Here is a 14,335-nt window from a genome sequence, read left to right as displayed (position 1 = left end):
ATAGCGAAAAAGCACCCTGCTGGGGTGCTAACTTAAGGAGTTGGCCATGCCGACAAATAAGCATAAACGAAAAGCTTCTGCTCATACGACACCTAGATCCGCCAAAAATGCTAAGTCACCGGGCTTGATAACATTACACCCAAAGCTTTTTATGTCAGTTGGCTTACTTTTTGTCGCGTTAGGCCTATATATTATGGCTTTTGAGGCTCAAAGTAATGCCATGTTTGGTATTGCTATGCTGTCGCTTGTTGCTGGCACTGCTACAACCATTTATGCGAACTTTACGTTGCCTAAGGCCAAATAGAGCCGTGTTTTAAGGTAAATATAGCCACTGTTTACAATTTAACTTGAGAGTATATAAAGAAAATATTTGTGGAATATAAGAGATTTGCACTTAAATGAAATGTTTGAGATATGGCTGATTTATTTTTGGTATTAAAAAGTGGTGCACAGGGCGCTCCATATATTACTTTAGATGTCGCCAATAAAGATGGTACTGTAACGCACAGTTATAGTTTATTCATAAATAGTGTTTTCAGTTTTACCATATTATCTTGGTTTGCATTTGTATTGGTTAAAGGTATTAATCGTATAAAAGACGCAGTATCGCAGAAGGTAGGCAAGGCAACAAAAAGTTGCCAGTTTTGTTATTCACTTATCAATGTAAAAGCGTTCAAAAGCCCGCAATGTACAGCGAGCTTAGATTAGTTCTAATTTTCTAGTTTATCGACTATCGACTCTCATTTTTGACTCTTTCCATATAAAGTTTTTAGTATCCTGTAAATTTTGCTCAAAAAAGCCGTAAAGTAGTTAAAACCCTATTCGCTTTACGAAACGCGCTAGCGCGTAAGATAACTAAACATCGTCAATGGGCATTGCGATTAATGATGGTTGTTAACGCTGGTTGGTTCTTCAGCGTTGGTCTAATGGCTTGAATTTCAATTCATCAAAGGCCCGTCGGCTTTGACTCATAAACCTCTGAAAGGCCTTTACTTTGTCTTAGCGTTTGCCCAATATCTTATTACGTTAGCTTTGTAATAATTATATTTTTGGGCGCTAAATAAAGCAAATGCTACTGGAAAATATGCCGTTCGATAGCACTTATGGCGGCAAGACTTATTATGGGAGTAGGTATATTTGGGGCTGCTGCAACCCTGTGGTTGCCTAATATTTAACAAATAAGTATATGCGTATTTTTAGTGTATATTTGAATGATAAAGCAGAATTCTTAAGATTGAAAAAGGATACAAAATGCTTAAAAAAGATGACAGTGCAGCATCCAAAAGTAGCGAAAAAAACGCTATATTATATGGTAGTGAAACAGCCAAAGCGCTGAGTAACTTTACCATTAGCAAGCTTAAAATGCCGCGAGCCTTTATTTCGGCATTAGCGACAATAAAAAGTGCATGTGCGCAAGCTAACCAAGAGTTAGGTCTACTTGATGCCGAAAAATCTGCTGCTATTCAAATGGCAGCTAAAGAAATTACTGACGGCTTTCACGTTGATCAGTTTCCCGTTGATGTATTTCAAACTGGTTCTGGCACCAGTACTAACATGAACATCAATGAAGTGATTGCATCGATAGCTAAGCAACATAGCCAGCAGAAAATTAGCTTGCACCCAAACGACGACGTTAATATGGGTCAAAGCTCAAATGACGTGATCCCGTCGTGTATTCACCTGAGTGCTGCAAAGCTTATCTCTGAAGAATTATTACCTTCGTTACAACACTTACGCCATACTCTGGATGCAAAAGCCAGTGAACATATCAACACGATTAAAACCGGCAGAACGCATTTAATGGATGCTATGCCATTGAGTTTAGCTCAGGAGATTAGTGGCTGGAGCAGCCAAATTCGTTTTGCATATGAACAGCTTGAAAATAGCTTATCTAGTTTATTGAAACTGGCTATTGGTGGTACTGCAATCGGTACCGGTGTAAACACACATCCAGAATTTGCAGGGATTGTAACGAGGATATTATCACAAAGCACAGGATTAACATTTACTCCCGCCGATAATTATTTTCGGGCAATAAGTGCTCAAGATACCGCGGTACATGTTAGCGGCATGCTCAAAACTACCGCTGTTAGTCTGAGTAAAATTAGCAATGATATTCGTTGGCTTAGCAGCGGGCCGTTGAATGGCTTAAATGAATTACAGTTACCAGCATTACAAAAAGGCAGCAGTATTATGCCTGGTAAAGTTAACCCAGTGATCCCAGAGGCGGTTTTAATGGCCTGTACTCAGGTGATAGGTAATGACACAACCATTACCTTAGCAGGGCAATCTGGCAACTTTCAACTGAATACTATGCTACCTTTAATTGGCCATACTTTGATACAAAGTATACAACTGCTAAGTTCGAGCAGTTCAGCACTTGCCGATAAAGTGATTAAAAATATGCAAGTAAATCATTCTATGATTAATCAAAACTTGGCAAAAAATCCTATTTTGGCAACTGCGTTAAACAAGTTGATTGGTTATGACAAGAGTGCCGAGATTGCTAAAAAAGCGTATGAAGAAAAAAGAACGGTGTTAGATGTTGCAATTGAGCTAACCGATATAACTGAGACAGAGCTTGTTAAACTCCTAGATCCGAAACGACTTATTAGGGGCGAAACTTAGTTAGCTCATTAGTTGATAAGTATCCAGCGTATATCAAAGGCATTGGTGCGTCAGGTGATTATATTGTCGATAACAGGCCTAATGATGCCAACGCCGACCAAGCAGACAATAATAACAATGGTTTAAGTAATGTCTGCGATAGCACACCTGGCCCTATTACCAACCACAGATCTAGTTTTGCGTAGATTTTGCTTCATGTTTTATTAGTCCAGCCAGAATTGACCGTATTAAAATAGAAAAGTTGAAAAGAGACGTTGGTAATGAGATGACCTAAATTGCCAGTCTAAATATCCAGTCTAAATTGAGCGTTCACCGGCCATTTCATCGAACCTGACCTTACAGGTTTTTTTTATCTCGAATATTGAATAGCTTTAAGGTTAAAATATCAGCATTAAAATTTTCTTTGCCGTTTGGAGGTGTATGCAGTCATTTTTTCATAGATTATCGATTTTAGTCGCGATAGTTACACTTTTTGCATGGACTCCTAGTGACTCGGTATTCGCGGTCGAACTTAATGAGCTGACTTATATTACTGAAAGTAGTGCCTCATTTAATTATATTCGAGATGGAAAATTGCAAGGGCCTGCGGTGGATTTACTGTTGGCTGCTTCGGCGAGTGCTGGTAGCCCAATAAAACGCGAGAATATATTAGTTCAACCTTGGGCTAGAGGTTTTATAAATGCTCAAAAAGGCCCTAACACCGTTTTGTTCAGTACAATTAGAACACCTGAACGTGAGAAAAACTTTCAATGGGTCGGGCCGATTGCTTCTGAAAGTGATGTTTTAATAGCGTTGAAAACACGTCAAATTACGCTCAGTAAACCAGAAGATATGATGAATTATATCACCGGTGCTGTCAGGGGCGATGTTGGCGAGGAAATACTCAAAGACGTTGGCGTTTCGCTGCAAAGAATCACTTTGCTTTCTCATTCAACAAACTTGGGCATGATGTTAAGTGCTGGACGGATAGATTTATGGATATTTGGCGAAGATGGCTGGCGTGAGACCTTAGTTTCATCTGACCTTGATCCCGCAAATTTTGAAATTATTTATCGCTTTCCACCAAAACGTTATTATTTTGCGCTTAGCTCTGATATTGAACAGCAGTTAGTTGAGAAGTTACAGCAAGCGATAGACAAAGTACTTATGTCAAACGAACTGGCTCTCTAAACGTTCACTTATAAAACCTTGGTTTGTACTCGTATCTTGTTGTATTGGATTTATTTACCTGCGGCGTTGATCTGGACGACTTGTTCTTGGTGTTAAAAAATCGTGTACAGGTTGGCCCATATCTTAGCTTAGCACTTGCCAATAAATACGGTGTGGTAACGTCAGTTATGGTTTGTTTATTAATAGTGTCTTGGTTTGCCATCATCTGAGTTAAGGGGATCAATCGTATAAAAAACACAGAGTCGAAGCAAATAGGGAGGCAACGAAAAATTGCCAGTTTTGTTATTCGGTTATCGTTTTGTTAGTCGGTTATCAGAATTAAAGCGTCTAAGTGCCCGCAATGCACAGCAACTTAGGGTAAGTTTCCAATTTAAAACTAGTTTATTATTCCCTCTATGTTTTCCCCATTATTGTTTTGCTCTTGTTGAATTACCTGTCAATACTTAGTGGCTAAACGCTACACCATATATCAACAATAATCAGGCGAGCCAGTGAACAAGGTAAATAAAGCGATTCCCGTTATAGTCTGTTTTTTCATAACTAACACACTAACGTATTAAGTTTAATAAAATGACATTGCTACTGAACATATTAGTAACTGCCACTATGACTTTTAACGCCTACCTTTGTCACATGAAACTCAATTAGAAACCATTAAATTTTTGTGTTGGTTATGATTTTTATTTAGTGTACTAACTATTTATTTTTGTTGGGTTAAGTTTGCCCATCTGTTTTTATTGGCTTTATACTCAAGACAAATAAAGTTTGAACTATAATTATAGTATGTACTCTAAGCATTGTAGCAAGTAATTAGGTAACATATAAAGTAAGGGACTTGTACGAATCATCTTAAATTATTATCGGCGTATGAGAACGAAAATTCTGATGTTCTGATGAAAATCAATTGTTAAATATAACGAACAAAGATGGAGAAAGTGATGTTAGTTAATTTGGAAGAGCTAAACGGAAGTACTATTCATGCAGTAGATGGTGAAATTGGGCAGGTAACCGATGTGTATTTTGATGATAGGCACTGGACCATAAGATTTATGGTCGTTGATATCCAGCCTTGGGTACCCTTAAGTGAAAAAACCTTGATAAGCCCTATATCACTGCTTGAATACGATATTGAAGAGCAGCAACTTAACGTGTCTATAACAAAAGATAAGGTTAAGAACAGTCCACAAATCGATGAACACGAAACAGTTTCCCGTGAGTTTGAAAAGAGCTATTTTGATTATTATGCCTATGGTTACTATTGGGTGGGGCCTGGAGCATGGGGTGAATACGCGTATCCAATGGCTTTGGTTAAGCCAAATACATTGTCAAAAGATAGCAGCGAAACTGAAGAGACTAAGACTACCAATCATCTTCGTTCAACCAATGAGGTTACACATTACGGTATAGATGCTTTAGATGGTAAAAAAGGCTATATCAAAGACTTCATTTGTGACACCGATAGCTGGTCTCTGCTTTACATTGTGGTTGATACCCGTGATTGGCTACCTGGCGGCAAAAAAGTACTGATCTCTCCAAAGCATTTAGATAAGTTAAATTGGGAAGAAAAAACGGTCACCTGTAATCTTAGTTTTGAGCAGATAAAAGCCTGTCCAGAATACAATGACGACAAATTGAATGATGTTGAGTATCTAGCAGAGATTAAAAATAAGCTCATGTTCAATAAGTAGTCAGATTAAATATATTTTCAGAGTAATATGCCTATCATTACATAGGTAAATGTCAGTCGACGAAAAATTCTCAAGCTACTATTCTCGGGTAATTAAAGGATAACTAAATGCAAAAAAATGACGACATTAAAACATCTAAAAGTAGCGAAATAACCGATATATTGTATGGCAGCGAAACGGCCAAAGCTCTAACTAATTTTACCACTAGTGAGCTAAAAATGCCGCGGGCATTTCTTTGGGCATTAGCGACAATAAAAAGCGCCTGTGCACAAGCTAATCAAGAGTTAGGGCTGCTTGATGCCGATAAATCTGCTGCTATTCAATTGGCTGCCAAAGAAGTTGCCGACGGCTTTCACGTTAATCAGTTTCCAATTGATGTGTTTCAAACCGGCTCGGGCACCAGCACTAACATGAACGTGAATGAAGTTATTGTCTCGTTAGTCAAGCGACATAGTCAGCAAAAATTTAATCTTCACCCAAACGATGACGTGAACATGGGGCAAAGCTCTAATGACGTTATACCGTCATGTATCCACTTAAGTGCAGCAAAGCTTATTTCTGATGAATTGTTACCCTCATTAGAACATTTGAGTGATACCTTAGATGCAAAAGCAAGTGAACATCACAGCACGATTAAAAATGGCAGAACGCATTTAATGGACGCTATACCATTAAGTTTCGCTCAGGAAATAAGTGGCTGGAGCAGCCAAATTCGTTATGCACATGATCAGCTTAAAAATAGCTTACCTAGCTTATGCAAACTGGCTATTGGTGGCACGGCTATCGGTACAAGTGTTAACACACATCCTGATTTTGCTGCGATCGTAACGCAGGTATTAACCCAAAAAACCGGCTTAAAACTGAGCCCAGCGGCTAATTATTTTCGAGCCATAAGTGCTCAAGACACAGCAGTGCATGTAAGCGGAATACTCAAAACTTCTGCGGTTAGTTTGAGTAAAGTGAATAATGATATTCGCTGGCTTAGCAGTGGACCGTTAAATGGCTTAAATGAATTACAGTTACCTGAGCTACAAAAAGGTAGCAGCATTATGCCAGGCAAAGTTAACCCGGTGATCCCGGAAGCGGTATTAATGGCTTGTACTCAGGTGATTGGCAACGACACCACTATTACCTTAGCTGGGCAATCGGGTAATTTTCAACTCAACACCATGCTACCTTTGATTGGTCATACTTTCGTACAAAGTATTCAACTGTTAACTTCAAGCAGCATTGGACTTGCCGATAAAGTGATTAAAGACATGAAAGTAAATCATTTGATGATTAACCAAAACTTGGCAAAAAATCTTATTTGACCACTGCGTTAAACCAGTTGATTGGTTATGACAAAAGCGCCGAGATTATTAAACCCCTCGACCCGAATCAACTTACCAGTGGATAAAATCAAATAATATAAGCAACTGATAAAATTCATTTATAAGCTAATAAATGTACTTTACTGGGATAGATGCAGTAAATGACTTTTAATGTGAACTAAGCTGTCATCAATTTAGTTCACCTTCGATATCTATGGCTATTTATTACTTTCATCATGATCAATTATTTCAAAGGCTGGCAAGGTCACTCGCCAATAAATAGCGGCTAAACGTAATGCTAATGCGCCTAATATTGCGCCAATAATAGCGATATGTTCTGGTAAACCAAGATAGAGGAGGAAGGTAAATAATACTCCTCCTAAAATCGCCGCAGTGGCGTAAATTTCTTGTCGTAATATCATTGGAATTACATTACAAAGTACGTCGCGGATCATACCACCGGCAACGCCTGTCACCATACCCAATAAAATAGCAACGGGTACCGCAGCACCTAAGGTTAAGGCTTTCTCAGTGCCTAATACAGCAAACAATGCCAAACCAAAGGCATCGGAAACCAATAGGAATCGTTTGGGAATACGCTTGGGGCATCGAATAAAAATAATCGTTAATGCGGCAGTCGCTAGAATAACATACAAATATATGGGATTTTTGACCCAAAAGACTGGTGTTTGTAAAATTACATCGCGAATGGTGCCGCCACCAATAGCGGTAACAGCAGACAGCACGGCAACACCAAATGGGTCGAGTTGATAGCGACCGGCCATTAATGCCCCTGAAAAGGCAAAAACAATAACGCCGAAGAGATCAAGCCAATAAAGTAATTCTAACATTGGTGAACTTGCTTATTTAACCAAGGGTAAGTCAGCTGATTGCCAGCCATTCATATCGCCGTCTAAGTGGCGAAGGTCGCTAAAGCCTGCCGCGCGCAAATCATTTTCTGCGCTTATAGCACGACGACCTGAGCGACAATGCACGACAACAGTTTTATCTTTTAAACCAATAATCTTACTGAGGTTAGCGTTAATTTGCTCGTGACTGATATTAATGGCGCCAGCGATATGTCCTTCTGCAAACTCTTCAGCGGTGCGCACATCTAACACGACGGTTTTATTTTCAGCTGTGGCCATTAAGCTTAAAAGTGCTTGCTGTGAAATAGTGGCTGTTTGCTCTGCAAAAGTTAAAAATGCACAAACGCTTAATAAAATAACTAATGCTGACTTGATAAATTTCATGAGAATTCCTTATGATCGGGTTAAACGTATTTTTACGCTAATGCCAATAGTTTACCTGATTCGGTAAGTTAGCAAAGACTTTTAATTGTGGGTAAAAGGGGCGCCATTTATTACTCATATTATTTACCCATACCAGAAAGAGAATAGGAGGTTACGGCGAGTAACATCACTAATAAAATTAAGATATAAAGTGCGTAATTGATGCGTTTGCTGGCATGAATAATATCAGTGGCTTGCGGTTGTCTAGCGTGGTCATTAAAGCTAGTTTTACGGACTTTACTTCCGTTATACATAGCCACGCCGCTGAGTTTTATTTCTAAGCCTAAAGCAAGTACATGCAACAATATTCCGTTGTCCAATTGAAAAAACTTGCCTCGTATTAAGCGCCAATATAACAAGGTATTCTGGCCAACGGTGCCGATCAAGAGTAGTAAGGAAAATAATCGTGACGGCAACCATTGTAGTAATTTAACTATATAGTTAACCGCCGCGCCAAAGTGCACAAAGCGATACATTTTGATATTCCATGCGTAATGCATTTCTAACAATAAACGAAAAGCTAATGCCGCTAACGGACCAAAAAAAAGAAAGTAGAACCCCACACAAACTAACAGTTGTGAGCTCCGTAACACTTGCATTTCAATACAGGCTTTACTGATACCTAACGGTGACAGTTGTTCGGTATCGCGCAACAAAAGCGGTGCTACTTTTTGTTTAGCTTGATAGTTGTTATTAGCAACTAATTCACGCGCAATATTTTTATTGGTTTTCGTTAAGCCAAAGCTGCCTAGGGCGAAATAAAGTAATAATGCATGCCAAAGCCATTGCACTTCAATAAACACTTCAAATAACCATAAAATTGCGATTATGGGGATTAAAGTCACTAGTACAGCAATGAGGCCTGAAATATTTTGTTGGCGTGAACTATTAGTCTGTTTATTAACTTTATCGGCTAAACGCTGACAATAAAAATTGAAAAATGCTAACGGTTGCTGAGTAATAAACTGGCCAATTATTGCTTTTAATGCGATCAATAATAACAAAGTGACGGCAGAAGAATAAAGGTAGGGGCTAGTTAAAATATTACTCAGATGTTCCATTAGTTTAATGACTTTCCTTTCAGTGCTTCAATCATACTCGTTACGACTTTAGACGAGTTAACTGAGGCAGTTTCTAAGTATGCTTCAAATGAGGTTGGTGACTCTTTGCCTGCAATATCTGACATTGAGCGAATAACCACAAATGGGGTTTTGAACTGATGACAGGTATGGGCGATTGCCGCACCTTCCATTTCTACCGCAGCCATAGTGGGGAAGTTGGCTCTGGCTTTAGCAATATCGTCATCTTTGGTCATAAAGGTATCACCGGTGGTGATCAAACCCACTAAAGTTTGTACATTCTCAAGCGAACTTATGCCCACTTTTGCTGCAGCAATAAGTTCAGGGTGAGGAATATAAGCTGGTGGGTTAGCCGGTAATTGACCTATTTCGTAACCGAAAGCGGTAACGTCAACATCGTGGTAACGTACTTCTGAGCTAATAACAATATCGCCCACTTTAAGTGATTGTCCAAAACCGCCGGCTGAGCCAGTATTAACCACATAGTCAGGTTGAAACTTATCAATCAGTATTGCGGTTGCTAGTGCGGCGGCTACTTTACCAATGCCCGATTGCACAATAACCACGTCAGAGCCATTTAATAGCCCTTGATAAAATGTGTATCCAGCATGGGTGGATGTTTGGCAATTTTCTAGCTTTGCTTTTAAAATTGCAACTTCTGGCTCCATAGCGCCAATAATGCCTGCTTTCATTAACTTTAATCCTGTAAATATTTTGACGACCACATTGCGTCAGAGTTTATGCGCGGATTATAGCGCGACTTGCCGGTAAAATCTTTTATCCGTATCAACAAAAAAGCAGACTTATAGGTCTGCTTTACATTTTATCGAGTCACCAATACCAATGAAATACATAATATTAGTGAGGAAGTGCGGCAACTTGAGCAGATGAAAGCTGTCCAGCCAAGGCTGGTGTATCTTTTGCCAACATTGCTTGCGCCGCTGATGGAGACAATACTCCCGATGCTCTTGGGCGAGCTTTAACTAAAGGTGCTGGAATAATTCGGCCTTTCACTTTTGGTGAAGGTGCATTATTGCCTAATATACGACTGTTAATACAAGCACGAATTTCATCGATGGTGTAATTTGGCTTAACTTTAATACGAATATGTGGAATGGCAGCTGCTTCAAGCGCACCGCTAACAAACCAGTCTTTTTTAACTTTGTAGCCTTTACCTTGGGTGTCGACTAAATCGATTACACCTAACAACTTCATGCTATCGCGTTCACAAATAACAAAATCTAAATACTTACTATTGGCATTGTTTGACGCGGTTTGGCCAGCTCGCTTTGACACGCCATTGCGAATACTAACAATATCGGCAAGTTTAACCCGATTGATAATACGATATCTTGAGCCCATAGCTTGCTCAACAAGGTTTTGAAAGTTTTTTTCTGCGGGAGTGAACAAGGCAGTTTTACGATCGAAAGGAAAGGGGAAACTATTATCGTTTAAGCGGCTAGCAAGCATACCAACAATAACAATTAGGCTGATCATGGCAAATAGAATGAGTTCCATATACATCTCCGGCAGTTCAATTTATTGACGTTTATCTTAGTTAACTTGATAAAGCAAAAAATGAGCCAGAGATGATGTTCTCAACACATCAGTTAGTTAATAAAAAAAAATGTGGCTAACATTTTTATTAACCAACTGATTTTGAAAACTTAAGTATGGATTATTTAAGTTTATTATTTCGGGTATTTTACTTCTAATGCCGTATAAAGCTGTTGCTGAAAGTCGTCAGCACTGGCGTCAAGGCTAGTAACTAAATTTGCTAGGACTTCGTTATCTTCTTCGCCATTCCAAATTTTAATGTAGCTACCGTCTTTATAACCGTGATCTTGACGGAAGAAATTTAAGGTATTTTTACCAACATATTGACGAAATAGTTCATCTAAATCCATCGACATTAAACGCATGCAATCTGCCAATGCTAAAGCGTCAAAAGCTTTATCGGTAACAGCTGCAGAGGCTAGGGCTTCTAAAGCAATTTTAAAATCTTGCTGACCACTGTTTTGGGTTAACTCATTGGCTAAAGTCTGCGTAATATCTTCAATTGAGTCACCAGTCATTAAGCGTAAACTTAGGCCAAAATGAAAAATATCCACTAATTCTAACTGTACTTGTGCAACGTCAATTTCTTGGTGTTTCCACCATTTCCAACCATGGTGATCCAGCATTTCTGCACACTCAACCCAAATGGCACGATACCATTCATAATTGTTATCTCGCCAAGTTTCACTCACCCGTGAATTCATGGCATTTTGCATTGATAACATTTGGGTAATTTGGTTTTTTGCGGTGCTCAGTAAATCGCTCATGCTGTTCTCTATTCTATCGGTATTTGTAAGGTACTTGCTCATAGGTTGCTAGAGCAAGAGTAAACTTTGTGGTTAAAGTTTTCCACGATTAATGGCATTATATAGCAATAACATCACCGCGCAGGAATATTATTTTTGACAGCTCAAATTACCCCTAAAGTTTCATCCGAAGTACAAAGTGAAGCAATGCGTATTGCCAAAGGCACGCAAAAAAAATCACAGACTAAAGAGCAAACTAAATTAATTGCTCAAGGTATTGAAAAAGGTATTAGTGAATATAAGAAGCAACAAAAAGTTAAGGGGCGCGAGCGAGATAAGCAACGTAAAAAAAATGTTGCGTCGAAAGCTAATGCTGAAATAACTGAGACTTCATTGGTGAATAGCCAGCAGCAACAAGGTTTAAGCAACAGCAAAAAAGTAGCAATCGTTTTACCTTGGTTGCTGTTAATGGTGAGTTGGGGCTATTTTTTACTGGCTACTTAATTACCATGGTTGACAGGCATGTTGGTTGAAATGAGTTTTTAGATCTGCTAACTAGCCATATAAGTTATTTCTATCGTTTATTCGTATAAATTACGGGGCTTTAGTTAGCTTAAACAATGAGTTTAATATTGATAGCGCGCTCGTAACCATGCATTAGTATTTTTTTCGAGTTGACCAAAAAATGAAAACTCATCTTCGCCAAAAAATACGTTGGCACCTGCGCTGAATAACCATTGGTCATTATATTGATAGTTAACTGATGGCTTAAGGTAACCGTCTTTGTCGCTAGGTGAATAAAAGGCAAACATTGAGTAAGTAAGCGTTTGCCTTAGTGCGCGATAACTTAATCGCAAGGTGACTAAGTGACGATTTTCAGCAACAACTTGCTCAGGTAATTGGCTATTATTAACCAGTGCTTGATAGTCCTTAGTGCGCTCTAGATAGTACTGCACATTAGCGGTTAGGTTTTTTGCTAGTTCGTGTTCATAGCCTATTAAGAATTTGTGCTGACCATTAGCGATCATATTGTTAGTGCCTTCGCTATCTTCAATGCTGTTGTAACTGGCATATTCAACATTCAAAATACCGCTCTTAAAAGGGGTTGTTGCACTGACTCCCCAAGTATTAAGTGCTGGAAAATAGGCTTGGTTTTGCATCGTATTAGTTGCAGGTTGCTTTGTACCTTCAGGCGTTGGCCAAAAACCTTGATAACCATAAAGTGAAACCTCAATATCATTTATACGAGTCTTTAAGCGAGCTGACCACTGCGCTTTATGGGTTTTGTTGACGGGAAAGCCATTAGCGGGGGCCACTATTTGTTGTGCTTGTGGCGAATAAAACGAGAAACGTTCGCCGTTAATATAGTTATCGGGAGTAAACTCAGGTGTCCATACTAAGGTAAAGTTTACTGCGTTATAAAACCAGTTAGTTCTAATACTATTCGATGGTGCTTTTAAGTATTCATCGGCGCGCCCAGAGAAAAATGACTGCCAGTCTTTAGCAAATAAATCATTGAGAAATAGATAATCACCCGTACCCCACGTTAACACTTGTCGGCCAGCTTTTATGTCGACAAAACTAAATGGGCTCGCACTAATGCTAAGCTCTCGGGTATGGAAAATAGTTTTGGTTAATACAGCGTCGTAGTAGCTGTCTAACTTGCCGCTAGCATCGAAAAGTTCATGGCTATAATCAATATTTATTCTTGCTTTAAGCTCGTTAAGCGATGCGTTATGTTCAGTCACATTTGTTTGTAGAAACTGTCCGTAAGCTGCTTCAATAAAGCCTGTTACTTGCCATGGTGAAGCAGGCGCCTGTTCAACCCAGGCTTCGGCCCAATCATCGTTACTCTCATTACTTGCACTAGCGCTTGTACTGAAAAGTAACAGGAAAATATTGAGTAATAGGGCGTTAATTACCGCTAAATTATTAATGATTTTCACCTTTTTAGATAAAGCCTTAGCGATTAGTCTAACCAAGCTTTCGGTGGCGTGCGCATACTGCGCTCACTGAAGATATTGTCGGGTAAGCCAAGGTTATATTTCACATTTCGAAATTGCATTTCGGTATAGCTATTATTACGTAGATTAGTAATGCGAGATTTCATCACCGTTGGAATACCGTTAATGTCTTGTACCAGTAGTACGGTCATTTTACGAATAGCCTGGTCACTTTTATCAAAATAAATTGTTTCTGTCGGGAGAAAGTTTTGCTTGTCAATTTTTACGCTATAGCGGCTAAATTCAACGCTTTGTTGATCTTTCGGCATGGCGGCAATGGTGTACGTATTTTTGTCTTCGCTTACTAAAGTAAAGTTATCTTCATTAGGGTTACGCCCTGAAACATCTTCATAGTAAAAATGCGAACCAACAAAAGAGGTGCGTTTATCCCCAGCAGAAATACGTTTCACCAGGTCGAGTGCCGGTAAAAACAACCAACGGTTATCGTCGCTTTTAAGTTGTTTTTCGACCCTAAATACGGTGTCTTTGACATTGCTTGGCTGCGAAAAAAATACCAGCATATTTTGATCGCCAAGATCTTGTATATCTTTACGTAATATAGTGAATTGTCGCATTTGGCGATTACCGTTTTCATCTACAATAATCATTCGTGCTTCAGCACTACCATCTTCGCCAGCGTAATATGAAGCTAGGTTCGCTTGGTCGATTATGTTGTTAACTTTGTTTGTTGTCGTGTTTGTTATTGCATTCAGAGTAGCGTTTTCATTGGATAACCTAGGTGCTACTTCAGCATGCAGATTAAAATGACTGGCCAAAAATAAGCTCAGCGTCAGTACCACTTGGCGGCTGTGTTTTGAGGCTTTCATCATTTGCTTGGTAAATGTAATGGTCATTATAT

Annotated in this window: 15 protein-coding genes; 7 read left to right on the top strand and 8 right to left on the bottom strand. The window is 39.1% G+C overall.

Going from position 1 to position 14,335, the window contains the following annotated elements; translation table 11 throughout:
* Positions 1-46 precede the first annotated feature (46 nt).
* The 6 genes from B5D82_RS06800 (at position 47) to B5D82_RS06775 (ending at position 6,799) form a co-directional block, all read left to right on the top strand.
* Complete coding sequence (locus B5D82_RS06800; protein WP_081150163.1) at positions 47-304, top strand: hypothetical protein; 258 nt, start codon at positions 47-49, stop codon at positions 302-304.
* 110 nt (positions 305-414) lie between these two features.
* Positions 415-708, top strand: coding sequence for a large conductance mechanosensitive channel protein MscL (locus tag B5D82_RS06795; protein WP_216629024.1), 294 nt, complete (start codon positions 415-417; stop codon positions 706-708).
* 543 nt (positions 709-1,251) lie between these two features.
* On the top strand, positions 1,252-2,628 hold the full coding sequence (locus tag B5D82_RS06790) for a class II fumarate hydratase (RefSeq protein ID WP_081150161.1): 1,377 nt from the start codon (positions 1,252-1,254) through the stop codon (positions 2,626-2,628).
* A 420-nt stretch (positions 2,629-3,048) separates the two neighbouring features.
* The gene (locus tag B5D82_RS06785; protein ID WP_081150159.1) at positions 3,049-3,798 is read left to right on the top strand and encodes a substrate-binding periplasmic protein; all 750 of its coding nucleotides are present in this window, start codon (positions 3,049-3,051) and stop codon (positions 3,796-3,798) included.
* Between the two features lie 938 nt (positions 3,799-4,736).
* The gene (locus tag B5D82_RS06780) at positions 4,737-5,486 is read left to right on the top strand and encodes a PRC-barrel domain-containing protein (RefSeq protein ID WP_081150157.1); all 750 of its coding nucleotides are present in this window, start codon (positions 4,737-4,739) and stop codon (positions 5,484-5,486) included.
* 107 nt (positions 5,487-5,593) lie between these two features.
* On the top strand, positions 5,594-6,799 hold the full coding sequence (locus B5D82_RS06775) for a class II fumarate hydratase (protein WP_245807576.1): 1,206 nt from the start codon (positions 5,594-5,596) through the stop codon (positions 6,797-6,799).
* A 218-nt stretch (positions 6,800-7,017) separates the two neighbouring features.
* On the opposite strand, the gene B5D82_RS06770 is transcribed toward B5D82_RS06775, so the two are convergent.
* The 6 genes from B5D82_RS06770 to B5D82_RS06745 all read right to left on the bottom strand — a co-directional run bounded on the left by B5D82_RS06770 (position 7,018) and on the right by B5D82_RS06745 (position 11,482).
* Positions 7,018-7,650, bottom strand: a complete 633-nt coding sequence (locus B5D82_RS06770; RefSeq protein ID WP_081150155.1) for a trimeric intracellular cation channel family protein — start codon at positions 7,648-7,650, stop codon at positions 7,018-7,020.
* Between the two features lie 12 nt (positions 7,651-7,662).
* Positions 7,663-8,052 carry a rhodanese-like domain-containing protein gene (locus tag B5D82_RS06765; RefSeq protein WP_081150153.1) on the bottom strand — a complete coding sequence of 130 codons (390 nt, stop codon included), beginning with the start codon at positions 8,050-8,052 and terminating at the stop codon, positions 7,663-7,665.
* A gap of 119 nt (positions 8,053-8,171) precedes the next feature.
* Positions 8,172-9,152, bottom strand: coding sequence for a cobalamin biosynthesis protein CobD/CbiB (locus B5D82_RS06760; protein ID WP_081150151.1), 981 nt, complete (start codon positions 9,150-9,152; stop codon positions 8,172-8,174).
* Positions 9,152-9,862, bottom strand: coding sequence for a 5'-methylthioadenosine/S-adenosylhomocysteine nucleosidase (mtnN, locus tag B5D82_RS06755; protein WP_081150149.1), 711 nt, complete (start codon positions 9,860-9,862; stop codon positions 9,152-9,154). Before mtnN ends, B5D82_RS06760 begins: the two co-directional genes overlap by 1 nt.
* Positions 9,863-10,028: 166 nt before the next feature.
* The gene (locus B5D82_RS06750) at positions 10,029-10,688 is read right to left on the bottom strand and encodes a DUF2726 domain-containing protein (protein ID WP_081150147.1); all 660 of its coding nucleotides are present in this window, start codon (positions 10,686-10,688) and stop codon (positions 10,029-10,031) included.
* A 173-nt stretch (positions 10,689-10,861) separates the two neighbouring features.
* A complete protein-coding gene (locus B5D82_RS06745; RefSeq protein WP_081154374.1) occupies positions 10,862-11,482 on the bottom strand; it encodes a dUTP diphosphatase in 621 nt (206 codons plus the stop codon).
* A 198-nt stretch (positions 11,483-11,680) separates the two neighbouring features.
* Here B5D82_RS06745 and B5D82_RS06740 point away from each other — a divergent pair, with 198 nt between their 5' ends.
* Positions 11,681-11,977: a DUF2956 family protein gene (locus B5D82_RS06740; RefSeq protein ID WP_425429886.1), complete on the top strand. Its 297-nt coding sequence runs from the start codon at positions 11,681-11,683 to the stop codon at positions 11,975-11,977.
* Positions 11,978-12,099: 122 nt separating this feature from the next.
* Here the strand turns inward: B5D82_RS06740 and B5D82_RS06735 are convergent, their stop codons facing one another.
* Together B5D82_RS06735 and B5D82_RS06730 are read right to left on the bottom strand one after the other, a co-directional pair.
* Positions 12,100-13,419 carry a hypothetical protein gene (locus B5D82_RS06735; protein ID WP_081150145.1) on the bottom strand — a complete coding sequence of 440 codons (1,320 nt, stop codon included), beginning with the start codon at positions 13,417-13,419 and terminating at the stop codon, positions 12,100-12,102.
* Between the two features lie 23 nt (positions 13,420-13,442).
* A complete protein-coding gene (locus B5D82_RS06730) occupies positions 13,443-14,330 on the bottom strand; it encodes an outer membrane lipoprotein-sorting protein (protein ID WP_245807575.1) in 888 nt (295 codons plus the stop codon).
* Between the last annotated feature and the right edge of the window lie 5 nt (positions 14,331-14,335).

The organism is Cognaticolwellia beringensis (assembly GCF_002076895.1).
Classification (GTDB): Bacteria; Pseudomonadota; Gammaproteobacteria; order Enterobacterales; family Alteromonadaceae; genus Cognaticolwellia; species Cognaticolwellia beringensis.
The sequence above is the reverse complement of the archived record's forward strand: the minus strand, read 5'-3'. Positions and strand labels throughout refer to the sequence as shown.